At 69.9% G+C, this 24693-nt stretch carries 22 protein-coding genes; 7 read left to right on the top strand and 15 right to left on the bottom strand.

The window, feature by feature from the left end:
- Positions 1 to 80 precede the first annotated feature (80 nt).
- Positions 81 to 1532 (top strand): NF041680 family putative transposase, encoded by a 1452-nt coding sequence (locus ACIO6U_RS20305; RefSeq protein WP_401720895.1) that lies wholly within the window; start codon positions 81 to 83, stop codon positions 1530 to 1532.
- A gap of 9 nt (positions 1533 to 1541) precedes the next feature.
- Here the strand turns inward: ACIO6U_RS20305 and ACIO6U_RS20300 are convergent, their stop codons facing one another.
- A complete protein-coding gene (locus tag ACIO6U_RS20300) occupies positions 1542 to 1727 on the bottom strand; it encodes a transcription termination/antitermination protein NusG (RefSeq protein ID WP_391051714.1) in 186 nt (61 codons plus the stop codon).
- 220 nt (positions 1728 to 1947) lie between these two features.
- Here ACIO6U_RS20300 and ACIO6U_RS20295 point away from each other — a divergent pair, with 220 nt between their 5' ends.
- Together ACIO6U_RS20295 and ACIO6U_RS20290 are read left to right on the top strand one after the other, a co-directional pair.
- Entirely contained in the window at positions 1948 to 2715 is a 768-nt protein-coding gene (locus ACIO6U_RS20295) for a transposase (RefSeq protein ID WP_401720892.1), read from the top strand.
- A 517-nt stretch (positions 2716 to 3232) separates the two neighbouring features.
- Positions 3233 to 3709 carry a Pycsar system effector family protein gene (locus tag ACIO6U_RS20290; RefSeq protein ID WP_391051717.1) on the top strand — a complete coding sequence of 159 codons (477 nt, stop codon included), beginning with the start codon at positions 3233 to 3235 and terminating at the stop codon, positions 3707 to 3709.
- A gap of 2407 nt (positions 3710 to 6116) precedes the next feature.
- Here ACIO6U_RS20290 and ACIO6U_RS20285 read toward each other — a convergent pair.
- The 10 genes from ACIO6U_RS20285 to ACIO6U_RS20240 form a co-directional block, all read right to left on the bottom strand.
- Positions 6117 to 6359, bottom strand: coding sequence for a hypothetical protein (locus ACIO6U_RS20285; protein ID WP_355343450.1), 243 nt, complete (start codon positions 6357 to 6359; stop codon positions 6117 to 6119).
- Positions 6360 to 7699: 1340 nt separating this feature from the next.
- A complete protein-coding gene (locus ACIO6U_RS20280) occupies positions 7700 to 8281 on the bottom strand; it encodes a dihydrofolate reductase family protein (protein ID WP_391051722.1) in 582 nt (193 codons plus the stop codon).
- 173 nt (positions 8282 to 8454) lie between these two features.
- Entirely contained in the window at positions 8455 to 8988 is a 534-nt protein-coding gene (locus tag ACIO6U_RS20275; protein ID WP_401720888.1) for an AAA family ATPase, read from the bottom strand.
- A 915-nt stretch (positions 8989 to 9903) separates the two neighbouring features.
- The gene (locus ACIO6U_RS20270) at positions 9904 to 10272 is read right to left on the bottom strand and encodes a VOC family protein (protein WP_401720885.1); all 369 of its coding nucleotides are present in this window, start codon (positions 10270 to 10272) and stop codon (positions 9904 to 9906) included.
- A 116-nt stretch (positions 10273 to 10388) separates the two neighbouring features.
- Positions 10389 to 11561: an N-acetylglucosamine-6-phosphate deacetylase gene (gene nagA / locus ACIO6U_RS20265; protein WP_401720883.1), complete on the bottom strand. Its 1173-nt coding sequence runs from the start codon at positions 11559 to 11561 to the stop codon at positions 10389 to 10391.
- A complete protein-coding gene (locus tag ACIO6U_RS20260) occupies positions 11558 to 13027 on the bottom strand; it encodes a glycoside hydrolase family 3 protein (RefSeq protein WP_401720880.1) in 1470 nt (489 codons plus the stop codon). The genes nagA and ACIO6U_RS20260 overlap by 4 nt, the downstream gene beginning before the upstream one ends.
- A gap of 65 nt (positions 13028 to 13092) precedes the next feature.
- Complete coding sequence (locus ACIO6U_RS20255) at positions 13093 to 13935, bottom strand: carbohydrate ABC transporter permease (RefSeq protein WP_355343469.1); 843 nt, start codon at positions 13933 to 13935, stop codon at positions 13093 to 13095.
- Positions 13932 to 14906 (bottom strand): carbohydrate ABC transporter permease, encoded by a 975-nt coding sequence (locus tag ACIO6U_RS20250; RefSeq protein ID WP_401720877.1) that lies wholly within the window; start codon positions 14904 to 14906, stop codon positions 13932 to 13934. The genes ACIO6U_RS20255 and ACIO6U_RS20250 overlap by 4 nt, the downstream gene beginning before the upstream one ends.
- A 22-nt stretch (positions 14907 to 14928) precedes the next feature.
- Entirely contained in the window at positions 14929 to 16215 is a 1287-nt protein-coding gene (locus tag ACIO6U_RS20245; RefSeq protein ID WP_401720874.1) for an extracellular solute-binding protein, read from the bottom strand.
- A 5-nt stretch (positions 16216 to 16220) separates the two neighbouring features.
- Complete coding sequence (locus tag ACIO6U_RS20240) at positions 16221 to 17453, bottom strand: ROK family protein (RefSeq protein WP_401720871.1); 1233 nt, start codon at positions 17451 to 17453, stop codon at positions 16221 to 16223.
- A 487-nt stretch (positions 17454 to 17940) separates the two neighbouring features.
- Between ACIO6U_RS20240 and ACIO6U_RS20235 the strand changes: the two genes are divergently transcribed.
- Entirely contained in the window at positions 17941 to 18774 is an 834-nt protein-coding gene (locus ACIO6U_RS20235) for a tat (twin-arginine translocation) pathway signal sequence (RefSeq protein WP_401720868.1), read from the top strand.
- A 48-nt stretch (positions 18775 to 18822) separates the two neighbouring features.
- Here the strand turns inward: ACIO6U_RS20235 and ACIO6U_RS20230 are convergent, their stop codons facing one another.
- Positions 18823 to 20319: a SulP family inorganic anion transporter gene (locus ACIO6U_RS20230; protein WP_401720865.1), complete on the bottom strand. Its 1497-nt coding sequence runs from the start codon at positions 20317 to 20319 to the stop codon at positions 18823 to 18825.
- A 431-nt stretch (positions 20320 to 20750) separates the two neighbouring features.
- Between ACIO6U_RS20230 and ACIO6U_RS20225 the strand changes: the two genes are divergently transcribed.
- From ACIO6U_RS20225 to ACIO6U_RS20215, 3 genes are all read left to right on the top strand, one after another.
- A complete protein-coding gene (locus tag ACIO6U_RS20225; protein ID WP_355343487.1) occupies positions 20751 to 21155 on the top strand; it encodes a MerR family transcriptional regulator in 405 nt (134 codons plus the stop codon).
- A 182-nt stretch (positions 21156 to 21337) separates the two neighbouring features.
- Entirely contained in the window at positions 21338 to 21661 is a 324-nt protein-coding gene (locus ACIO6U_RS20220) for a multidrug efflux SMR transporter (protein ID WP_188282846.1), read from the top strand.
- Positions 21658 to 22194 carry a TetR/AcrR family transcriptional regulator gene (locus tag ACIO6U_RS20215; protein ID WP_401720861.1) on the top strand — a complete coding sequence of 179 codons (537 nt, stop codon included), beginning with the start codon at positions 21658 to 21660 and terminating at the stop codon, positions 22192 to 22194. Before ACIO6U_RS20220 ends, ACIO6U_RS20215 begins: the two co-directional genes overlap by 4 nt.
- Positions 22195 to 22204: 10 nt before the next feature.
- On the opposite strand, the gene ACIO6U_RS20210 is transcribed toward ACIO6U_RS20215, so the two are convergent.
- From ACIO6U_RS20210 to ACIO6U_RS20200, 3 genes are read right to left on the bottom strand one after another with little or no spacing between them, the layout of a single operon-like run.
- A complete protein-coding gene (locus ACIO6U_RS20210; protein ID WP_355343494.1) occupies positions 22205 to 22882 on the bottom strand; it encodes a GntR family transcriptional regulator in 678 nt (225 codons plus the stop codon).
- 53 nt (positions 22883 to 22935) lie between these two features.
- Positions 22936 to 23148 (bottom strand): hypothetical protein, encoded by a 213-nt coding sequence (locus ACIO6U_RS20205; protein WP_401720858.1) that lies wholly within the window; start codon positions 23146 to 23148, stop codon positions 22936 to 22938.
- A gap of 57 nt (positions 23149 to 23205) precedes the next feature.
- Complete coding sequence (locus ACIO6U_RS20200) at positions 23206 to 24654, bottom strand: aldehyde dehydrogenase (NADP(+)) (protein WP_401720855.1); 1449 nt, start codon at positions 24652 to 24654, stop codon at positions 23206 to 23208.
- Between the last annotated feature and the right edge of the window lie 39 nt (positions 24655 to 24693).

Genomic DNA, 24693 nt, shown 5'->3' with positions numbered 1-24693 from the left:
GGGCCGGGACGACAGCAGTGCGGCCTTGGTGTGATCATGTGCGTTGTCGAGACGCTGTTGATCACGCCAAGGCCGCGAGGGTGAGTCTGCTGCACCACGATGTCCAGCGGGAGCCGTTTGCTGAAGCGTCGCACTTCCGGGAGGAGTTCTTCGCGTGTCTGACCGCGCGGCGTGACGCACTGTTCGAGCTCGCGGACGCGTTGTTGTGTGCGGACGGGCCGGTGACGGCACCGGTGGACCTGACACTGGTGGCTGAGCATCGCCGTGGGCACGGTGCTATGTACGGCGCGCTCAACCGTGGCCGTCTCGACGCGGTTCGGCTACGGCGGACGCTGGCTGCGCTGTCCCAGCCGAAGGCCGCCGACGACCGGCTCGTCCTGGCCGTGGACGTGAGCAACTGGCTGCGGCCGGACGCCGGGTGCAGCGTGGACAGGCTGTTCTGCCACACCTTCGGCCGCGGCCGCGACCAGCACTTGATGATCCCCGGCTGGCCGTACTCGTTCGGCGCCGCGCTGGAGGCGGGCCGCACGTCTTGGTGCCAGCTGCTGGACGCGCTGCGGCTCGGCCCCGAGGACGACGTCGCCGAGGTCACCGCCGTCCAGGTCCGCCGTGTCGTCGAGGACCTGATCACCGCCGGCCGCTGGCGCGAAGGCGATCCGGACATCCTGGTCGTCTTCGACGCCGGCTACGACGCTCCGCGCATCGCCTACCTGCTCGACGGACTGCCCGTCGAGGTCCTGGGCCGGACCCGGTCGGACCGGGTGATGCGCCGCCCGGCGCCCTCGTGGGAGGAGTTCTACCGGGCCCACCCGAAGGGCGGGCGGCTACCCAAGCACGGCAAGGAGTTCCGCTTCGCCAAGCCCGAGACCTGGGGTGAGCCGGACACGGCGACCGTCCAGGTCACCGACCGCTACGGCACCGCGAAGGCAATGGCCTGGGACCGCCTCCACCCCCGGCTCACCACCCGCTCCGCCTGGATCGACCACGACGGCGAACTCCCCATCATCGAAGGGACGTTGATCCGCCTTGAAGTCGACCACCTGCCCGGCGGCGGAGATCCGCTGCCGCTGTGGCTGTGGTCCTCCGCCACCGGCCTAACCGGCGCCGACGTCGATCTGCGCTGGCAGGCATTCCTGCGGCGCTTCGATCTGGAACACACGTTTCGCATGATCAAGCAGACGCTCGGCTGGACCCGGCCGAAGCTCCGCACCCCCGAAGCAGCGGACCGCTGGACCTGGTTGATCATCGTCGCGCACACCCAGCTCCGTCTCACCCGGCCACTCGCCGAGGACATTCGCCGCCCTTGGGAACGACCGGTGAAACCAAACAGGCTCACCCCGGCCCGGGTCCGCCGGGGGTTCAGAAACCTCCGCCAGGCGCTGCCCTGCCCGGCCCGTGCGCCGAAACCCACCAGGCCCGGCCCCGGCAGGCCACTCGGCTCGAAGAACCAGCGACCCGCCACCCGCTACGACGTGGGCAAAACCATCCGACGCCCCGAAACCATCAGCGAACGCGACCGGATCAGACCCTGAGGAGCAAGATCAGGCGACCCTCACGACATCCGACAAGGGGATATCGATCCTGGTCACGTCGCCGAAGATGTCCACGGTCAACTCGACACGGCCACGAACATGGTCAACAGCCACGACAGAGCTCGTGAAGTCTGTGAACGGTCCCCCGGTGATCAGCACGTCAGTCCCGACCTGGATGTCCATCTCGTGGGACACACCAGCCCCCTTTACGCTGCTACTTCGATCAGCCAGTGCTGACAGAAGCCAACCTACCGTCGGCGGTACAGCACCGAACGGGGTTGGGGGCAAGCTGCGATCTGACCGTTGGTTAAAGCACAAGCTTTAAGGTGCCGGGGGCAACCGTACGACCCCAGAAAGTCCAAGGCGAGGGTCGCAGTCGGGCGGCGATATACGGGGCCACCTCTACGGTCCTGGTGTGGCTGGTGTGATCACGGCGTCGGAGCCGTCCTGGATAGGCCCGTTCACCGGGCTGAGCCCACGCTGCTTCGGCAAGCCGGTAACCGTGGTACGGCGCGAACAACAAGCAGTGCCACAGCGGGGGCGCCCGTGGAGCCTTCCCCTGGAGGATCGCATCCTCCTGGTCACGGCCTACTGGCGCACGAACCTGACGATGCGCCAGCTGGCCCCGCTGTTCGGCATCTCCAAGTCGGCCGCGAACCGGATCATCGACCACCTCGGCCCGATGCTCGCGCTCCAGCAACGCAATAGGTTCCGCAAGGACGCCGTCCTCATCGTCGACGGCACCCTGGTGCCCACCCGCGACCACACGATCGCCGAACAATCGAAGAACTACCGCTACTCCACCGCCCACCAGGTGGTCATCGATGCCGACACCTGTCTGGTCGTCGTGGCGGGTCGGCCCGTACCCGGCCACCGTCACAACTCCCGTGGCTGGGAGGAATCTGGGGCCAAGGCCGCCGTCGGCACGACGATGACGATTGCCGACGGCGGCTCTCAGGGCACTGGTCTGGTTATCCCGCACCGCCGCCGCAAGGGTGAGGAACTTCCCGACTGGAAGCAGGAACACAACCGGTCCCACAAACAGGTCAGGGCCCGCGTCGAGCACACCTTCGCACGCATGAAGGGCTGGAAGATCCTTCGTGATTGCCGCCTCAAGGGCGACGGCGTCCATCACGCCATGCTCGGCATCGCCCGTCTGCACAATCTCACCCTCACCGGATAGAGAAGGGACGATGCAGCGCCACGCTACGCCCTCACCGACCTCAAGATCATTACGGGACAGCCCTTAGTCACGACATTCTCTGTCAAACTCCAGCAGTGCAGCTCAGAGCCTCGGCTTCCTGGGCAGCCAGATGCCTAGAACTACACCATCCCAAGTCAACTGCCATACCAATGCCTTGTAGCCCAAGCCTCAGCACTCAAGGCCAGCAAGCTTCAGATGTTGCAACTACACAGAAGATCGACAGCCCGGGACAGAAGCCCCCCACCCGGATCTCGCCCTCCCCTGTAACACCAGGGTGCGCGTGCCGCCGTCAGCCGTGGCCGAACCACGACGCCGCCCGGACTCCCGCAGGCAGCGCCGACCCGGGTCGCTGACAGACGGCCGGGGACATCGATGAACTCTCGCAGGCGCCAGTGCAGGACGGCTCGGTGCGCCGTCGAGAACCCGCTGCGAAGGGGGCCGCCCGGAACCGGTCAGGGGTATACAGGCGTCATCAGACGCGGCAGAAGGAGCACTCATGGGTCAACCCGGGCTTGATGTTTCGGAACCGTTGTCGGGCAACTTGGATTCGGCTCTCAGAACCACCGCCGTCGAACTAGCTCGCGGAGAGACGAAGGCGAGCATTCTCCTTGCCATTAACAGCGTTGTACTGGGCTTCGTCGTGACGAACTTCGACAGTGGCCAGCCCACTGCTGTGACCGTCACCGGAGCCGTTGGTGCGGGCTTCCTCCTCTTAGCCACTGTCACCTTGCTCATAGCGGTCCGCCCGAACGTAGTTGACCGTTCGGGTACCTCGCTGGGCTGGTCGCGGTGGAGAGCAATGGACAGCGACGAGTTGCGCCTCCACCTGGCCGTCGAGAGACGGGCGGAGACGATCGTCTTCTTGTCCCGTATCATCAGCTCAAAATTTCAGATGCTGCGGCGCGCAGTGAACCTCATCCTGGCCGGCGTCACTCTGGTTTCCGCAGCAGGATTGCTGAGCCTGATCCTCTGATGACCGTCGGCCAGAGCCCCTGCGCAAACACGCACACCACCGGCGGCAACGCCCGGAGCAACCCCTGGGAAAGCACAACTGGCGATCGGCCGGGACGGAAACTGGCAGTGAGGATCCCGCGTGCAGGCGCGGAGGGGGACACGTGGACAGCCGGAGAGCCTGCGGGTGAACATATGCAGGTCAGCCAACCGAGAGACGCACCGGACAATATCCTCCTCGCAGCGTTCACCGACGACATGCTCACGGTTGAACGGGTCAACATCACCGATCCCGAGACCGCGGCTGACGTCGTTCACGATTTCCTACTCACTGCGCGGACAGCGGGGCACCCTATCTCAGCGCCTGAGCCTGCCGGGCATCGCCCCGGGCGCCGCACGCCGCCGCCTCGGACAAGCTTCGCGGGAGGCCAAGCCCCTCTCTTCCCCACAGACGTCACACTCGAACCCACCGGCGAAGAGACAGCCGAACGGCGCTTCATCAACAGCGAACGGTCTTCCTCAACGGCTACGGAGCCGCTCACTGGATCCGCGACTTCCGCAAGTCCCCCACTGAAGCCACTGATGCCTCTTGCTTTCGGGGAGAGACCGCGGCTCTTGAAGCGACTGTGTGATCTCCACCCAGCCGATGCCCTCCAGGCCGTCCTCCTGCCGCTCCCGAAAAATCCGCCGACAGCACTGGTGGAGCCGCAGATCGCCGCCCCGGACGGTGCCGCGCAGGATCTGGCGCAGCTCCTCACACGCTGGGACGACGCATCCGCCACGTCCTGCCCGACAGCAGATTCTGCATCCACCGCCCCCGGAAGACGGAGGACGCGGATTTCCGAAGCGCGCCCCGGAGGCGATCGGGATCATGAGCCAGCCGTCTTGGAAATGACGGGTGGCCAGACACGGGCTCAAGTTCCGGGAATGCAATGGGAGGTTCTCCACGACATCTGGTCGAATATCCACTACGGCTATGCCGGACGCAGTGCCGAGTTCATCCGACGGGCACCGAAGGAAGGCCAGCAACTCCCCGGAACCGGTCACACCGACCCTGGAGACCTGGCCGTGAGCGATCTGGGCATGAACCCGCGGGACGGCAACGGGAGCAGGACTCACCTTCACGGAGTTCGATAAATCGCTTTTGCACTTCATGAGAATCAACGCCACCGCCGGGTTCGATCAGATCAAATATGCCGGGCGGTGAACACACGAAGAGAGGCCGCCATGGCAGGAGCCGTCGCAGTTGCCGTACTGGTCACAGCGGTCATTGTCCACAGGGCAGCCGGCGGCGACAGCGGACAGCGGCGTGACATGCTTTTGCCCGCACTGCGCGGGCCCGGCAATTGGAGCGGTACCGCGGCACGTGACTATGCGATCGACGAATCGGTTTCTCGAACCTGGAACCGGGGGCCAGACGATTTCACCGAAGTGGTCTACGGGTTCGCATCCGAGCCGACAGCAAAATAACGGGACTTCCGTTCATCCCCACCAGAGAAAATGACCCCGGACGCTTACGTAAATGCCAGCCCGTACGATATCGGCTTACGCTCCGAGGGCGCAGACCAAGCGCAATTCACATGCGGTGAGCGGGAGCAGGACGAGTGCGTGACCCGGTGAGCGTGGCTGCGCTTCAACGGCGTCAACATCACCCTCAGATACAGGCACGGCCCCACCGGCCCCTACGCCCTCAGCGACAGACAACTCGCCACCCTGGTCGACAACGCCACCACAGATCTGCCGGCACCCGCACGCTGAAGAATGCATCTGGCTAGCCGGTACGCCGCCGGAGCCTGCCCGCTCTCCGGGCCGCCCTCACGAAAGAACCCCGCGGGACGCACCCGGGAGTTCCCGCCCGGACCCCCACCGCCCCGGACCTTCCGAACCGCTGCGGACGGCCTACGAGCAGACACTCACCGCGGCATACCGGCAGCACCCCTCCGGCCGGCGTCAAGAGCGCTCATCCGGTGCCCGTCTCCCGCGCCCGGCGGCACCACGACGGTCTTCGGAGTGCGCGCGGACGACAAGCATGCCGTGCCCGGCGCCGTAGATGTTTCCGCCCAGCAGCAGACGGCCCCCGCCGGACCAGACCACCAACGGCGATGGCCGTGCCGCCAAGGCCAGCAGTCCGGCTCGGGCACGGCATCCCAGGTGAGCAGGCGCGCGCCCCGGGCCTCGGCATTCCCGATGCTGCGGGCCGGGGCACGGAGCAGGTCACGCGGGCCGGCAAGGGCGGCGAGGCAGCAGAAACACGACAAGCCCGGCAAGGGCGCGGCGCAGACCGCTGGGGTCGCGGCCCATCAGGCCGGCCGCACATTCACCGGCCTCCCACCTCCGGCCGGCCAGGCGTCGAGCAAGGCAGCCCCGTACCCGCATCACACCCGCCTGCCCCGCCCCCGCGCACACAAGGGGCGGGGCAGGCACGACAGTCAGGAAGAAACGGGGTGACCTCCGTCGCCCTCGATGACGGTGCGTCCCGCTTCCCCCGCACCGGGCTCTTCAACGATAGTCACGTCCACCGCGCCGTCACCGGTCGTGTCGAACTGATAGAGGTCGGGCTTGCCGTCACCGGTGGTGTCGGTCATCCATACGTCGGGTTTTCCGTCACCGTTGGTGTCGACACTGAGGAGGAGGTGGTCTTCGGCGGGTGTTCCAGTCGTCTCATCGGCCATAGCGGCCGGATGCCCCCGCACCTGACCCCCAAACCGCTGGCGAACCCCCGGGAAACCACGGGGAAGGACGCACCGCAGGACTCCGTCACCCTCCACGGCAGCAACGTCAACCCGGTGGACGGCAAGATCCGCTCCGGCACCATCGAAACGGTCTACCCACCACGCTTCCCCCTGCGCCCCGCGGGGAGATCGCCAGCGTGGCCGACGCCGCCCGGCAGGACGTCCACACCCTCAGGAACCGCGACGAGGCCCTGGGGGTGGTCCGACACCTGCACCCACGCCCAGCACGCCCTGGCACCCAAGCCCGCCGGCCAACAACCCGCGCACAGCCGCAGACGATCCGCCGGCAAAGGGCACCCGCCCCGTAGTGCGGAACCCGACAAGAAACGTACAACGGCCACACAGCGGACAGCGGCCGGGCGCGCATACCGGCCCCGGCCCACCAGTTCGGACTGTCGGGCCTGGAGGCGCCGTCGTTCCTGCCGGAGAGCCACGCGGGCACCGGACAGCACCGCCGCCTTGGCCCCGAGTCGTTCGACGGACAGCGCACCGTGCACACCCAGTTCGGCACGCAACGCATCCCGGAGCAGATACACCGCACCGGACGAGGACCCCGCGAACCACCGCTTCGCCCGAACAAGCCGCGCGTCCGCACGGCAGACAGGCCCTCCTCCCGAGAGAATCAGCCGCAGACGCCGGACTAGGCGACAGCCGGCACCCACGCACCGGCCGACCGTTTTGCCTATCTCGAGAACCGCCGCGCCGAGGACCATCCGGGGCCCGGACGTACCGGTCGTAACGCACCTGCCGCGCGGCACCGACGGCGTCCGCGACCACGGACTCCTCACCCCTGACAGCAAACACCACGTCCCTGCCCCAGCGCGACACGCCCGGACAGCCGCACTGAGCCCGGCATAAAGTTCTCGGTTGCTCTGAACGGCCTGGCCCTCCCCCAACGCGCCCAAGGACACCAGACCGCACGCTACCGCCGAGAGGCCTCCAGTCCCCACCACCCCGGCCCGACACCGAGCCGGGCCCGAGCTCGGGCCCGGGAAGCCCAAATCCGGCGCCCGGGAAGCCCAGCTCCGCGCCCGACCAGACGAGCCCGTGCCTGGAGGCGCCGAGCGGGCCGGGCCAGGCTGGTAGCCCCCGCTGTCCTGTGACACCGAAGCTCGGGCGCGTGCCAACACAATTGGACCGGGAGTCGTTCGCGTCAGCGGGGTTCGAACCGCCGCAGGTCAACTCCCGGCATTGGGGACCGCATTGTGTCTGGCCACGAGGGGGGCGCCCTGTGTGTGTTCGATCGCGGTGGACTTCTTCGCGGAGTCCGGTTAGGTCGGTCAGCGGCGCACCTGATAGCGCAGGTGAAGGACGCGGTTGCCCTGGATTACCACGTCAGGGTCTTCCAACAGGTGCTGCGTGGGGGCCGAACCGAAGTAGCGCTTGCCGGAGCCGAACACGACGGGCACGACGTCCATGCGGACCTCGTCGACCAGGCCGGCGGCAAGCACCTGGCCACCGACGTCGCCGGCGGCGACCTCGACCAGGCGGTCACCCGCGAGCTCCTGTGCCTTGGCCACGGCTGCCTCGACGCCGCCGACGAAGTGGAAGGGCGCCTCGGGGTCCCAGCCCTCGGGCATCGGCCGGTGGGTCACGACGACCACGTGGTCGATCCCGCTCGGCGGCTTCCCGTCCCAGCCGTCCGTCAGGTCGAAGACGTGGCGGCCGACGACGGTGACTCCGATCTGGTCCCAGTACGGCCGGATGTAGTCGTAGGACGCCTGCGACACCGTCAGCACGCCGCTCTTGTCCAGCGGGACGTCACCGCTGGACAGCCAGTCGAACAGCGGTCCGGGCTGGTCTTTGTCGTCGGCGACGAAGCCGTCCACCGACACCGAGCTGTACATGACCACCTTGCCCACGGGGCTCTCCTCTGCTGTTGGGATGCCCCAAAATTAGCGTGTCATGAACTGTCGCCTCCGGGCTCGCCGGAGCTTGATCCCAGTCAAGCCACAGCCCAGGGGGCCCGGCCTGCGCCGGCCCACACTCGCCGTAAGAGCCTGCTCCAGAGCCAGTCATGACATAGCGCGGTGCGTCAGCCTTCGGTGGCCTCGGTTGGCATCCCGCCGGAGCGATCAAGATGGTGAAGGAGCAGGGCGAGTGACTGCTGCGGGTCCTGTCCGGCGGTGTCGATGACGAGGTGTTCCCGGTTCCACGGCTCGTAGTCGCGGTTGAGGACCTGCTGCCAGTCGGGCAGGGGCAGGTCGGGGATGTCGATCGATCGTGTGGTCACGCGCTCGCGGTGCTCGGCGGGGTCCGAGCAGATGACTTCCACTTCGACGACGGGGACGGCCGCCCGGGTCCCCGCGCTCTGCCAGCTGTCGCGGGTGACCGCCATGGGGTTCACGGATTCCGCGATCACGGTCAGTCCTTGCCGGAGATGTTCCTCGGCCAGGGCGTATCCGATGACGTAGCCGGCCGGTCCGACGGGGTGCTGTGCCAGGCCCGAGCGGACGATGGCCTGTTCGATGGTGTCGATACGCAGGTGGACCGCGCCGATGCGCGCCGCAGCCAGCCGGGCCAGGGTGGTCTTGCCGGTGCCGGGGAGTCCGCCGATCACAATGAGCATGCCCCCATCCTGCCGGAGCCGGAAAGCCACGAAGCAGGCGGTGCCCTGGGAGCGCTGGTGCCGGACCGGGACGCTGGCCCGACCCGTCGCGGCCGAGCCTCTCCTCCTCGCGGGCGAACTGCCGGGCAACGAGGTCACGGTCGGCGTACGGGGTGACGGCGGCGAGGACCAGGCCCCGGAGCCCGGCCCCTGGCATTCGGTGAGATCCGGGCGGGCGACGCTGCCGCGCCCACCGGGGAAACGGGCCCCTGCTACTTGGGCCGGACCATGTGCACGCCCCCGGCCATCCCGGTGCACTTACCGTTGTTGCCCAGGCCCTCCCGGACCCAGATCTTGCGCACGCTGAAGGCACAGCTGAAAGACGTGTCCAGGGTGTGGCCGGCCCCCGCGACGTACGCCCACTCATCCCGGGTCCCACCGTCGGCATACGTGGCGCGGAACTGCGCGCAGGCCCCCTTGCCCTCGCCCTCGGCGTCCTCGACGGTGACGCCGATCTGGACCCTGCCGCTGCCCCGGGGCGCATCCCTCCCCGTGCGTGGAGGCCCCCGCGACGTCCCCGGCCGTGCCGCCGGTGCCCCAGCCCCAACTCCCGCAGCCCGCGGCGGAAGCGCTCCGTGTGGGGCCCACGATGAACGCCCCGCACACCGGAGCGAGCGCGCCGATCGCCGCCGACGCGGCCTTGAACATCAGTGCTGTCATGCCCCTTTTCTCCTTCAGGAGAATGCTGCCCCGGGGCCGTGGCGGCGCAGGGCGGACCGCACCGCCCGGCTTTCTGACACACTCACCGGCCGTCCCACCCCCTGACCCGCACAGATACCGCCCCACATCACGAAGCCACGGGACGCCGCACACAGCACCACCCACCGCGAATCAAATACGACAACCACCACCACAACAACACACCCCACAGCAGCCTCAGCAGGACGGGACCGGCTGGGTGAGATTCACCGGATTGCCGTCAGGATCCGAGATGTGGGCGACACGTTGTCCCCACGGCATGTCGGTGGGGCCGCCGCGGACCGAGCCGCCCAGCGCCTCCACCCGCCCGAGCGTCTCCTCGACGTCGGCGACCCCGATGCTGAGCAGGATCCGCGGCGCCGCAGGCGTACCCGGGTCCGCCTTGGCCACCAGCCCGAGGTCGGTGTCGCCGATGCGCAGGCCGAGGTAGAAGGCCGGCCCTTCCGCCGGCTCCCGGAAGATCTCCGCAGCGCCGAACAACTGCGTATAGAAGCCGAGCAGAACGTCCTGGTTCGCGGTCACGATCACGGGCTGGATGGTGGACATGGCACTCCTGTCGAGAACGGTCGTGTCGCTGGGTAGACCGTTCGACGACGGCGAACTCATCGGACCCAGCACGCGGGCACCCGGACCGGCACCGGGCGCCCGCCCACCGGACTCCCCTACCGGCCCGCGCCGCCGCCGGGCAGGACCGGGCGGCCCCCCAGCCAGACACGGGACGGGGACAGGGACGCGTCCAGCTCGACCAAGTCCGCCCGCAGGCCCGGGCGCAGGGCACCGCGGTCGGACAGGCCCAGCAGCCGGGCCGGGGTGGTGGACGACATGCGTACGGCGTCCGCGAGCGGCAGACCCACCGTAGTGACCGAGCGACCGAACGCGCGGGACACGAAGAGCGTCGAACCCGCGAGAGTGTCCGTGCCGCACAGCCGGGCCGCGCCTCCCGACACCGTCACCTCACGGTCCGCGAAACGGTACGTGCCGTCGCCCATGCCCGCCGCCGGCATCGCGTCGCTGACCAGGAGCAGGCGGTCGGCGCCTGCCGTGCGGTGGGCCAGGCGCACCGTGTCGTCGGCCAGGTGGTGGCCGTCGACGATCAGCTCGCAGGACAGCCGGGGGTCCAGGAGCGCCGCCGCGACGGGGCCCGGTTCCCGGTGGTCCAGCGGGGGCATCGCGTTGAACAGGTGGGTCACCGAGCGGGCGCCCGCACCGGCCGCCCGCGCGAAGACCGCCGCGGACGCTTCGGTGTGGCCGAGGCTGATCACGAGACGACCGGCGTACTCCCTGATCAGCTCCAGCGCACCGGGCAGCTCCGGAGCCACCGTCATCGACACCGCATGGCCCCCGGCCGCCGTCAGCAGCCGCTCGACCACCGCACGGTCCGGCGCCCGCAGCGCGTCCGGGCTCTGCGCGCCGCGGCGGCCCGGCGACAGGAACGGGCCCTCGAAATGGATGCCCACCACGTTGGGCGCGGATCCGTCGTCGATGACCGAGGCGACCGCGCGCGCCGCCGCCTCCATCGCGGGCAGGGCGAGGCTGGCCACCGACGCGAGCATCGACGTGGTGCCGCGGGCGAGGTGCCCGGCCGCGGCGATCCGTACGTCGTCGGCGTTGCCGGTGTAGACCGAACGGCCCGCCCCACCGTGACAGTGCGGATCGACGAACCCCGGCACGACCAGCCGCCCCCGCAGATCCACCACCGGCTCCGGCACCGGGGGCGGACCGCCCTCGCCCATGGCATGGATCAGACCGCCGCGGACCAGCAGCCACCCCGGTGTCACACCGCCGTCGGCCCGCACGAAGCGCCCGCCGGTCAGCACCTGCCCGCCGCCGGTCACCCGGCCGCCAGCAGCACGTCCACCGCTGCCCGCGCACACACCCCGGAAGCGCCGAACGTCCGCACCCAGCCGCGGAATCCGCCGAAGTCGTCGCCCGGCACGCCCATGTCGACCACGACGCACTCCGGCCACCGGGCCAGGACCTCGTCCAGGACCGGCCGCTGCCAGGGGAAGCGGTGCGGGCTGCGGACCAGCAGCACGACGTCGGCGTCCGACCCGAACTCGTCCAGGTACAGGCCGATCTCGGCCCTGATCACTCCCTCCGCGTTGTACGTGTCACCGGCCACCGCCACCGACTCCACCTCAAGACCCGCCGCCCGCAACGGCTCCGCGATCCCCCACGACGCACCGCCCTGAGCGGGCGAATGCGTCGGGTCCAGCCGGACCACCATCACCTTCCGGCCGCGCAGCACCGGGTCGCCGTGGACCTCGACCACCTCGCGCGCCAGCCGCGCGCCCACCGCGTCGTCGTGCACGGCGTCGGCCGCCCTGGGGCGCGTGCCGAGCTTGGCGATACGGGCGTTGGCCTCGCGCAGCCGCTCCTCCGGGAGCCTGCCGTCCTCGACCGCCGCGACCAGGGCCGCGGCTGCCGCGTCCACGTCGTCGCCGAACGCCCACGCGCCCAGGCACAGCGCGTCCGCGCCCGCCGCGATCGCCCGGACCGATGCCTCCGGCAGCCCCGCCACATCGCTGATGCCGCGCATCTCCAGCGCGTCGGTGATCACGACCCCGTCGTACCCGAGCTCACCGCGCAGCAGACCCGTCAGAACCGCCGGGCTGATCGTGGCGGGCACCGTGTCGAGCTGCGTCAGCAGCACGTGGGAGACCATGATGCTGTCGACGCCCGCCGCGATCGCCGCTCGGAACGGGTCCAGATAGTGGTCGACCAGCTCCTGGCGGGAGAGGTCGACGGTGGGCGTGCCCAGGTGGGCGTCGGTGGAGCTCAGCCCGTGGCCGGGGAAGTGCTTGGCGCACGCGCTCACCCCCGCCGCCTGGAGACCTTCCACCCACGCGGCGGCGTGCCGGGCCACCAGAGTCCGGTCCGCGCCGAAACAGCGGATGCCGTTCGGGCTCAGGGGATTGACCGCGGTGTCGACGGCGGGCGCCAGGTCCCAGTCGATGCCGGCCGCCACCAGCGACAGCCCGATCTGGTACGCCGCCTCACGCGTCGACTCCGGATCGTCCAGCCGCCCCAGCGCGTGATTGCCGGGCACCGACGTACCCCCGTACGACTCCAGCCGGTTGACGTCACCGCCCTCCTCGTCGACGGACAGCAGCACATGCTCACGCAGGCCGTGCAGGTCGGACGTCAACTGCCGGATCTGCTCGGCGGAGGCGATGTCCTTGCCGAACAGGACGAAGCCGCCGAGTCCCTCCTCGACACGGGCGCGGGCCCACCGGGGCACGGTCTTGCGCCCCAGCGCGGGGAACAGCACGCCATGGGCAAGGCGTGACAGCTCGGTCATGGAATCCTCACTCCTTCGATCGGTAAGCCCTACAGCGAAAGCCGGTCCGGTACGCGGCACGCGGGTCATCCCTTGACCGCGCCGCTGGTCATCCCGCCGACAAGACGGCGCTGCACCAGCAGGAAGAAGACCAGGACCGGCAGCGAGAAAATGGTGGAGGCGGCGATCATCGCGCCGTAATCGACGCTCTCCGACGTCTTGAACGACACCAGCCACACCGGGAGCGTGTAATTGCCCTGCGATTTCATGATCACGTAGGCGAACAGATAGTCGTCCCACGCGTTGACGAACGCGAAGATGGAAGTGGCGACGATGCCCGGCATCAGCAGCGGCAGCAGCACCCGTACGTACATCTGGAACCGGCCGCACCCGTCGACCAGCGCCGCCTCCTCCAGTTCCACCGGGACCCCGTCCACGAAGCCGCGCAGCGTCCAGATCGTGAACGGCAGCACGAACGTCATGTACGTCAGCACCAGGCCGGGTACGTAATCCAGCGCGTTGATGGAACGCAGCATCAGATACACCGGGATGACCATGGCCGCCGCCGGAATCATCTGCACCAGAACGAGGATCGCCAGCAGCACCTTCCGCCCCGCGAACCGGAAACGGGCTATGGCGATCGCCGCGAACAGCGCGATGACCAGCGACAGCACCACCGACGACAGGGTCACCGTCAGCGAATTGCGCACGAACACCCAGAAGTGCGGTTTGGCCAGGGCGCGTTGGAAGTTGCCCAGGCTGATCGGCCAGGGAATGAACTGCGGCACCGCGCTGAGGATCTTCCCGCGCGGCTTCAGCGCGGTGGCCACCATCCAGTAGACGGGGAAGAGCATCACCGCGGAGATCACCACGGCGATCGTGTTGTTGACGCTGCGGCGGCGCCGCGCGGGGGTCATGCGCATACTCATGCCGTCTCTCCCTGGTCGTCTCCCTGCTTCGCCGTCCTGCGGACGTAGGCGACGGAGAACACGGCGAGGATCAGTACGGTCACCACCGCGATCGTCGCGCCGCTGCCGTAGTCGTTGCGGCTGAAGGCGGTGATGTACGCGTACACCCCGAGCGTCGTGGTCTGCCCGTCGGGCCCGCCCTGCGTCAGCACCCAGATCGGGGTGAACGAATTCACCGACCAGATGACCTCCAGCAGGGTCAGGATCGCCAGCACCGGCCGCAGCACCGGAATCGTGATGTGCCGGAATGTCTGTAGCGTCCCCGCACCGTCCAGGCGCGCCGCCTCGTACAGCGACTCGGATATCTGGCCGCGCGCCGCGAAGAGCGTCAGCGCGACGAACGGCAGGCCCTTCCAGACCGTGAGCAGGATGACGAGCCCGAGCGCCTGGTGGGGGTGGGAGAACCAGTCGTACGCGGTGAGGTCTCCGAAGACCCGCACCTTGGTGAGCAGCCAGTTAGCGACCCCGTACTGCGGCTGGTACATCCACTGCCACACCAGCGTCGCCGCGACCATCGGCATCGCCCACACCAGGACCAGCGACACGGTCGTGATCACGCGGGCCCACGCCGAGACGCCGGTCAGCAGATGCGCGATCAGGAATCCGAGCACCATCAGCAGTGCCACGCACACCACGGTGAAGACCACCGTGCGCAGCAGGACCGAGCGGAAGTCCGCGTCGGAGAACAGGTGGGTGAAATTGTCGACGCCCACGAAATCGGCGTGCCCGGTGAACAGCGACCGGGGGCCGAAATCCTGCGTGGACAGCACCAGCAGGCGGAGCAGGGGATACCCCTGGATCAACAGCAGCGCGACAGCCGCGGGGGCGATCATCGCCCACGGCAGCAGACGCCGCCGGGCGGCGCCGCCCCGGGCCTGCGGCCGGGGGCGGACACCGGTCGGAGCGCGCCGGGCGCTCCGCTTTTCGGTCATTGCCATCGGGTTCCCCGAGGTCCTAGTGGAGCGAGTTGAATGCGTCGGTGGCGTGCTTGTCGTAGTCGGCGGACGCCTTGGCGATATCGGCGCCGCCCGCGATCTTCGAGAAGAACTGCTCGTTGTACCGCTCGGTCTCCAGCGTCGCCTCGCCCGGACTGCCCGGCAGCGGCTGGCTGATCTCCGCCGCCTTCGACGCGACGGTCAACTGCTCGGGAACACCGGTCGGGGTGAAGTCCGGCGAGATCGGCAGCAGATTGAGGGCGAGCGCCATCTTCTGCTGGAACTGCTTGCCGGTGATGATCCGCAGCCAGTCCTGCGCGGCCTTCTTGTCGGGGCTGTTGGCCGCGATGCCGATGGTCGAGCCGGACACGATCACCGGCATGGTCTTGTCCGCGGTGTAGCCCGGCATCGCGAAGAAGCCGATGTCGTCCTTGAGCGCGGGGTTCTTCTCCAGGACCGCCGCGGGCTCCCACGCCTTGACGTAGACCATCGCGGCCTTGCCGTCGGCGAAGAGCTGGTCCTGGTCGGGGCTGTCGGTGTTGACGCCGACCGAGGACTTGGTGGAGCAGGTGTTCTGGAAGGTGCGCCACGCGGCGAGGCCCGCCTGGTTGGCCGGTGAGGACATCTCGGCCTTCCAGGTGCCGTCCTTCTGCGTGGCGATGGTGCCGCCCTTGCCGAACAGGAACGGCATGCCGTTGAACCAGTACTGGCCCGGCAGGTAGAAGCCGGAGAAATTCGCCGTCTTCTTGTTGGCCGCCGCCAGCTTCCCGCAGTTCTCCTGGAGCTCGGCGACCGTCGTCGGCGGCTGCTGGATGCCCGCGTCGGCGAAGAGCTTCTTGTTGTACATGACGACCTTCGTGCCGCCGTAGAGCGGTGTGGCGTAGAGCTTGCCGTCGTACTGGGACGGGCCGGACAGCCCCGCCAGCCACTTCGCCGAGTTCTCGAAGCCGGCCTTCTCGGCGGTGAGGTCGGCGAGGCCGCCGGAGTACGTCTGAAGCGGGGTCTGCGTATTGCCCATCTCCACGATGTCCGGCGGATTCCCGCTGGCCAGCGCCGTGGTGATCTTCGTGGCGATGCCGTCCCACTGCTGGATCTGGACGTCGACCTTCATGTCGGGGTGCTGCTTGGCGAACGCGGCGTTGACGTCCTTGATGAGCGCGTTGTCACCGGGGCCGCCGGTCATCATCCAGACCGTCAGCTTGCCGTCGGAAGCGGCGTCCGCGCCGCCGCTGCCGCCACAAGCCGTCAGCGCGAGCGCCATGACCGGGACCGACGTGACCGCGTACCGCCACCGTGCACGGTTCATCCTTCTCACCTTTCTGCTGCTGGGGTGGGCTGGTCGCCCTGCGTGGTGCTGGTTGTGGGGCACGCGCCGAGCCGTTCGAGCACCAGGTGCCGGTCGACGTCGATGCCCGCGATGTGCTCGGCGCTGATGCCGAGCGACGTGTAGTGCCGGTCGAGGGAGGACGCCATGGCGCCGAGGAGCCCCGCGGAGTCCCCCAGGTCGGAGTGCCTGACCGCGCTGCGCACCCCGACGGTCTCCGCGACCTGGTCGCTGATGGCCGTGAGCGCGTCGGCGCCGAACGACTCGGAGAATCCGCCGGTCAGCACCACGGTCTTCGGCTCGTAGGCGAGCGCGACGATCGACACGAGGTGGGCGAGCGAGGCGCGCACCTCGGCGAGGAGATCGGCGTACGTCACCGGGTCCGCGAACAGTTCCTGGGCGCCGCGGACCTGTACGCCGCGGGTGGCGGCGTACGCGACCAGGTCCGCGCCGGACAGCAGATCGCGCAGCCGCTCGGCGCGGCCGGGCAGCGGGAGCCGTCCGAACTCGCCCAGCAGCCCCTGCTCGCCGAGCAGGACGCGCCCGTCGATCGAGACCGCGGAGCCGAGGCCGGTGCCCATCGCCAGCAGGACCGCGGTCTCCCGGTCGGGGAGCGATCCGTACTGGAGCTCACCGAGCATAGCGACGTTGGAGTCGTTACCGACAGTAAGCGGAACTCCGACGAAGTCGGAGACCGCGTCGATGAAAGCGGTGCCCTTGATCTGGCCGAGATTGTGCGACGCGAGGACGGTCGTGCCGTCGCCGCTGACCACACCGGGCAGGCCGATCGTGACCGCCCGCAAAGGCGCGTCCTCCCGGTACCGGGCGACCAGGCCGGTGACCCGGTCGGCCACCCACCGGGCCAGCTCCTCGTCGGTCGCGCCGCGCGGAGTCGCGTCCCGGCTCCTGATCACCGCGCGGCCCAGCGCGTCGGCGACCACGACCCGGCAGTTGGTGCCGCCGAGGTCGATTCCGCAGACCAGAGCCGAGTCGGCGTTGAAACCGACCGCGGTGGACTGTCTGCCGGGGCCTTCGCGCACCAGTCTTTCGCCCTCGTGGACGAGCCGGTCCTCCATCAGGTCGTCGACGATCCGGAACACGGTCGCCCGGCTCAGGCCGGTGGTCGCGATCAACTGCTGACGGTCCATCTGGGCACCCGAGAGCAGCGCCGCCAGGACCGCGCTGCGGTTGGACGCTCGGGGTAGCGAGGTAGTTGCCACAATTCCTCTCAGGCTGAGATTAATTCGATGCGCTTACTGTAGCGACCAATCGGCGAACAGATCCAGACATGCGGATCACATTCCGGTAAAGCACGAGTGGTCACGGATGGTGACGGCTCCGAGATGCGGCGGAGCCGCCGGTGCCGCGGAGGCGTGCGGGGTGTGTGATGGGCCCGGGGCCGGGGCGCGCCGCTGTGCGGGGGGAGTTCGCGGCCGGGTGGGAGCGCGTCGGGGGGCGCGGGGCGTCTGACGCGTGGAGCCAACGCGGGCCTGGCGCACCGCAGTTCGGCGTCGCCATGTACGCACGCGCACCGGGGAGACGTCCGCGCCGCCCGCGGAAGGGGGTTAACCCCACCCCGAGTTGGAGGCTGGCCCCACAGACCGGCGGGGCGCGGTCTCGATAGCTTCCGGTTGCGGGGATCGCGGAGGAGACGCGGCTCCCGGACCTCGCGCGGAACGGCGCTCGCTCCTACTCGGGAAGATCTACATGAACAGCTTGGGACTTCTGCCCCGCTTGACCGCCACGCCGCGACGGCAGGCCGGGGCGCTGACCGCCTTGACCGGGGCGCTTCTGGTCGCCTTCTTCATCGCGCCGAACGCGCTCGCCCGCAGTTCGGTCAACACGGGGAACGTCAGCCACACGTTCCGCCGCGGGATGGTCGCCTACTGGGGCTCGGGCAGGGAGGGCTTTCCGGGCCAACTGGACGCGACGGTGAGCTTCTGGTTCCGCTTTCACGTGGTGAAAGCCGGTGTCTCGGCGCTGCTCCTCGCCACCGTCGTGGCGCTGGGCGTCGTCCTGTGGCGCCAGGCCAGGCAGCGGACCGGCGGGCGTGTGGGACGCCTGTCCGTCGTGGCGCCCGGGGCCGTCGTCACGCTCCTCGGGCTCTTCGCCCTGGTGGCGCTGGTGGCCAACGTGCAGGGCGCGACGGCGCCGTTCGCCTCGCTGCTTCCCATGCTGACCGGGGGCGGCACGGACCGCGCACTCGACGGAACCCTGACCGACGTACGCAGGCAGCTCGCCGACTATCCCGCCGGTCAGCACTCCCCCGCGCTCACCGTCATGGTCAACGACTTCGCCGTCTACCACGCCGTCCTGGCCGCCATGGCCGCGCTCGTCGCGCTCGCGGCGGCGGTCGGATGCGTCCTGCTGTGGAGGCGGTCCAGGGCGGCGGCCGACGCCCGGTCGAAGCGCACGATGACGTTCGGCGTCGCCGCCGGCGCGGCGATGACGCTCATCGTGCTCGTCATCGCCTTCGCGAACGCCAGCAGCGCCGCGCACTCGCCGCAGGCGCTGGCCGACTTCTTCGCCGGCGGGTGGTGACCCGTCCGGGGCGACCGCCGCTGAGGTCGGCCGCCCCGGACACGCGCGTCACGTGCTGGTGAGTTCACCGGTGAGATTGCCGTGCATCTGGGCGCTGGCCCGGTTGAGGCCGACGATCTCCACGCTCTTGCCACGGGCGGCGTACTTGGCGGTGACCGTGTCCAGGGCCGCGACGGAGGAGGCGTCCCAGATGTGCGCGTCGGTCAGGTCGATGACGACGGTACGGGGGTCGGCGGCGTAGTCGAAGCGGGTCACCAGGTCGTTGGCGGAGGCGAAGAAGAGCTCGCCGGTCACGGCGTAGACGACGCTGTCGCCGTCCGGGTCGGTGACGGCGGTGACCTCGGTGAAGCGCGCGACGCGGCGGGCGAAGATCACCATGGCGGTGATCGTGCCGACGACGACGCCGATGGACAGATTGCTGGTCGCGACGACGACCGCGACGGTCACGGCCATCACCACGGTCTCCCCGACCGGCATCCGTTTGAGGGTGGCGGGCTTGATCGAGTGCCAGTCGAACGTGCCGACCGAGACCAGGACCATGACGGCCACGAGGGCGGCCATGGGGATGTGGGAGACGACCGGGCCGAGCACGATGCACAAGATGAGCAGGAAGAACCCGGCCAGGAAGGTGGACAGGCGGGTCCGCGCGCCGTTCTTGACGTTGATCATCGTCTGGCCGATCATCGCGCAGCCGCCCATGCCGCCGAAGAAGCCGGTGACGATGTTGGCGACGCCCTGCCCGATGGACTCACGGGTCTTGTTGGAGTTGGTGTCGGTCATCTCGTCCACGAGCTTGGCGGTCATCAGCGACTCCATCAGCCCCACCAGCGCCATCGCCAGCGCGTAGGGGGCGATGACGGTCAGGGTGTGGACGGTGAAGGGCACTTCCGGCAGTCCTGGCACCGGCAGCGAGGAGGGCAGTTTGCCCTTGTCCCCGACGGTGGGCACCGCGATACCGGCGGCGACGGTGACCACGGTGAGGATCACGATCGAGACCAGCGGCGCGGGCACCGCCCTGGTCAGCCGGGGGAAGAACACCATCATCGCCAGACCGGCCGCGACCAGCGGATAGACCTGCCAGGGCACGTCGTGGAGGTTGGGGATCTGCGCGGCGAACAGCAGGATGCCGAGCGCGTTGACGAAGCCGACCATCACCGCGCGCGGCACGAACCGCATGAGCGTGGCCACGCCGAGCGCGCCCAGCACGATCTGGATGATCCCGGCGAGGATCACCGTGGCGATGAGGTAGCCGAGACCGTGCTGGCGGGCCACGGGAGCGACGACGAGCGCGACCGCGCCGGTGGAGGCGGAGATCATCGCGGGCCGGCCGCCGACGAACGCGATGACCATCGCCATCGTGCAGGCGGCGAACAGGCCGACCTTGGGGTCGACGCCCGCAATGACGGAGAACGAGATCGCCTCCGGGATCAGCGCGAGTCCGACGACCAGACCGGCCAGGACCTCGACGCGGAAGACCTTCGGGGACAGCCACGGGGGCGGGGGCAGAGCGCGCAGGCGCGCGGACGGGAAGGAGGTCGGCAACACCGGGGTGACCTGTCGTGCTCGGGCGCGGCCGGTCGGGGCAGCGCGGTCGTGGGGCGCAGGGCCGGGACGGCGGTGCGCGGATCGCCCGTCGGCGCGGGCGGACGTCCGGGAGCGCGGCCGAGCCGCACGGCAGTTGGCGGAGGCGACTCAGTACGCTGGTGATGTCACGGCGGGCAGCAGGCGGCGTACGGCTGTGGCATGCGCACGCTTCGTCTCTCCTGCTCGCGAAATGAGCGGGGGCGTCGTCGGCCCCGACACGGCGGTGGGCGGACACGACGGAGCCGCGCACCGTTGGGGAACGACGCACGTCGTCCTCAACAGCAGCGACTCTACCCTAACGTTAGGGTAGAGATGGGTTCAGGGCCGCACGGGACGCGGCGGTTCACCACCGGGGCGGCGTCCCGCGACGAGAAGGGGCCGAGAAGACGGTCGTGGGCAGCACACACATGCAGATCGGCGAGGTCGCCGAACGAACCGAGCTGTCCCTGCGGACGATCCGGCACTACGAGGAGGCCGGACTGGTCACCCCCTCCGCCCGGTCCCAGGGCGGTTTCCGGCTCTACACCGAGACCGACGTCGCCCGCCTCATGGTCATCCGCCGGATGAAGCCGCTCGGCTTCACCCTGGAGGAGATGCGCGACCTCCTCGACGCCACGGACCGGCTCGACGCGGCGGACCTCGCTCCGGGCGCCGAGCGCGACGCGCTCCTGGAGCGTGTCAGGGCCTATGAGCAGGCCGCCGTCCAGAAGATCCACGATCTGCGCGTCCAGTTGGCGCGCGCCGAGGACTTCGCCGCGACCCTCCGCGTGCGCCTGGACCGCGCCCCCCGGCCCTGACCTCCCGTCACCGCCCGTCCGGACCCGGAGCGGTCCTCGCCGTGAGCGGCCCTCAGGAGGGCGCTCGCCTACCTCTGTCCCGCCGTTCGCGCGTCTTCTCGCCGGCGCCCGGACCACGACGTGAGACCACCGAGTAGTACGTTTGTACTTGTACATCCGTACTACTCGGGAGGGCGTCCGGCGTGCCGTACGTATTGCTCGGTCTGGCCATCGTGGCGGAGGTGCTGGGCACCAGCCTGCTCAAGAGCACCGAGGGGTTCACCCGGCTGTGGCCGACGGTGGTGTGCCTGGTCGCGTACGCGGGCGCGTTCGTCGCCCTGGCGGTGGCCGTGCAGAAGGGATTGCAGGTCAGTGTGGGGTACGCCGTGTGGTCGGGGCTGGGGACGACGCTGATCGTCATCATCGGGGCGCTCTTCCTGGGCGAGCCGGTCACGGCGGTGAAGGTGCTCGGGGTGGCCCTGGTGGTCGCCGGGGTCGCGGTGCTGAACCTCAGCGGTGCGCATTGACCGGGCGGCGCGATCCCGAGGGGCGTCGGCGGCGGATCACCGAGGCCGCGTGCCAGGTCATCGCCGAGTCCGGGGTGGCCGCCGTCACGCACCGCCTCGTCGCCGCGCGCGCCGGGGTGCCGCTCGGCGCGACCACGTACTACTTCGCGAGCCTGGACGACCTCACCGCCGCCGCGCTCCGCTACGCCGCCGACCTCTCGGCGCAGGAACTGCGCGCCTGGGAGACGGCTCTCCACGGCAGCGCCGACGTTCCGGCCGCACTGGCCGAGCTGACCGCCGCGTATCTCGCCGACCGTCCCCGCGCCCTGACCGAGATGCAGCTCTATCTCGCCGCCGCCTACCGCCCCGAACTCCGCCCCGCCGCCCGTGTCTGGGCCGACGGCCTCACCGACATCCTCACCGCGTACGCCACCCCGCGAGCCGCGCGAGCGGCCGTCACGTACCTCGACGGCGCTCTCCTCCACGGACTCACCCGCGACGAGCCCCTGAGCGCGGCTTCGCTGTCGGCGACCCTCGCCGCCCTGCTCGGCTAGGGGGAAGAAGTCAGGCTTCGGTGTGGCCGGACCACCAGCCGAGGACGTGGCCGATGTGGCGGACCATGAGGTCTTCGCACGCGTCGGCGGAGCCCGCTTCGAGGAGGTCGAGCATCTCCAGGTGCTCGCGGGCGGATGCCTGGAGTTCTTCGGTGGCGACCAGGTCGGCGAGGCCGGTGAGGCGGGTCTGGGCGCGGAGGTCGGCGACGATGTCGTGCAGGCGCGTGTTGCCGACGAGCTTGAGCAGGGTGAGGTGGAAGGTCGTGTCGGCCTGGAGGTAGCGGGCGAGGTCGCCGTCACGGGCGCCGCGCACGATCTCCTCGGCGAGGCCGCGCAGATGGGCCAGGTCGGTGGGGGTGAGCCGGCCCGACAGGCGGCGGACCGCCGGGGCTTCGAGCAGTTGGCGGACGTCGACGATCGCGCGGAGATCGTCCTCGCTCACGGCGGTGACGCGGAAGCCCTTGTTGCGCAGGATCTCGACCATGCCGCGCTTGGCGAGGTTGAGCATGGCCTCGCGGACCGGGGTGGCCGAGACGCCGAAGCGGGCGGCGAGGGTCGGCGCGGAGAACACCTCGCCCGCGGGCATCTGACCGGAGACGATGGCCGCGGCGATCGCCTCCTCGACCCGCTCGCGCAGGCTGGTCGAGGGGGTGAGCAGCCCCAGAGATGTGCTGTCCTCAATCGCCATGATCGTCCCCATCACCAGTCGACAGCCATTCCCTGTCAGTGCAATGGCACATCTTACCGATCGGTCAGGTCCCGCACGCGGCGTGTGTCGGGACGACCGTGTCGAATGCGGCGGCCGTCGGGGCGTGGCGCGCGCACGGTGAGTCCGTCCAATCCGGCCGCTGCCGCGTCCTCGGCGAACCGGCGGTAGGTGTCCCGGTCGTGGAACGGACGGGTCCCGTCGAACGCCACCCGGGCGGTGCGGCGGATCTGCTTGCCCGGCGCCATGGCGGCGATCGCCGTGTGAAGATTCCGGTTCCGCCCGGTGACCGCCGCCAGCCGCTGTCAGGCGGAGCGGTGTCCCCAGTTCTGCGACGCACCCGCCGCCGCGCGCCGCTGGGGAACCCGCCAGGGGTTGTCGTCGCGCAACGGCGCGGGCAGTAGCTCCGGCGGGCAGTCCTGGAAGACCACTGGGCGCAGGAAGCGCTGGATCGCGGCCGTGCCGACGGACGTCGTCGCCGGGGCGGTGGTGGCGGGAAATGGCCCCCCGTGCTGCATCGCGGGGGTCACCGCGACGCCGGTCGGCCAGCCGTCGAACAGCAGGCGGCCCACCCGTTCCCTCAGCACCGCGACAAGGCCGCGCAGCCACGCGTCGCTCTCCCCCGCGGCGCGGTGCACCGTGGCGGTGAGCGCGCCGGGGAACAACTCCCCGACCGCCGCCACCAGGAGGTCGGGGCGGTCGGGGTCGTAGCGCACGACGACCGACAGGGGACCGAACGCCTCGTCGAGCAGTGTGACGCGGTGCTTCAGCAGATCGCCGAGTCCGACCTCGACCAGGGTCGGTGCGGCCAGGCTCCGGCCGGATGGCCCGACCTCCACCGATCCCTCGGCCAGTACGGACACGCCCGGGGTCGCGAGCACGGCGGCGCGGCGCGCGGCGTAGGCGGCGGCTATGCCCTCGTGCAGCAGCGGGTGGCCGGGCACCGCGCCCGCCGCCGAGCCGAGCGTGTCGGCGAGGCCGTGGCCGTCCGGGAGGAAGAGGAAGCCGGGTTTGGTGCAGAGCTGTCCCGCCGAGCCGGACACGCTGGCCACGAAGCCGGTCGCGAGGGTGTCGGCCCGCTCGACCAGCGCGCCCGGTGTCACGACGACCGGGTTCACGCTGCCCAGTTCGCCGTAGAAGGGGATCGGGCGCTCACGTCCGGCGGCGATCGCGGCGAGCAGCCGGCCGACCTTGTAGGAGCCGGTGAACGCCGCCGCGGCGATCCGGTCGTCGTCGCGCAGCAGCCGTACCGCGGCGTCCTGGTCGTGGACCACGTCGAAGGTCTCCGCGGGCAGGCCGGCCGTGGCCACCGCGGCCCGCACCTTCTCGGCGGTCAGCGCCGACAGCCGCGGGTGGCCGGGGTGCGCCTTCAGGATCACCGGACAGCCGGCCGCCAGCGCGGAAGCCGTGTCGCCTCCGGCGACGGAGAACGCGAAAGGGAAGTTGCTCGCGGCGAACACCAGCACCGGCCCCACCGGCAGATTGAACCGCCGCAGGTCGGGACGGGGGCCCAGGACGAAGTCCGGGTCGGCCGCGTCGAGCCGCACGTCGAGGAACTCCCCCTCGGCGCACACGTCGGCGAACATCCGCAGTTGTACGACCGTGCGCTTCAGCTCTCCGGTCAGGCGTGCCTCGGCCAGTCCGGTCTCCGCCATGGCGAGCGGGATCAGCTCGTCGGCCGCGGACGACAACTCGTCCGCGATCGCGTTGAGCAGCGCCGCGCGCTCGGCCGGGGAGGTCTCGGTCAGATCCATGCCGCCTCCTAGGACGGCGCGAGAGCCGCCGGACACGGG

It is taken from the genome of Streptomyces sp. NPDC087422 (genome assembly GCF_044744145.1).
Classification (GTDB): Bacteria; Actinomycetota; Actinomycetes; order Streptomycetales; family Streptomycetaceae; genus Actinacidiphila.
The sequence above is the reverse complement of the archived record's forward strand: the minus strand, read 5'-3'. Positions and strand labels throughout refer to the sequence as shown.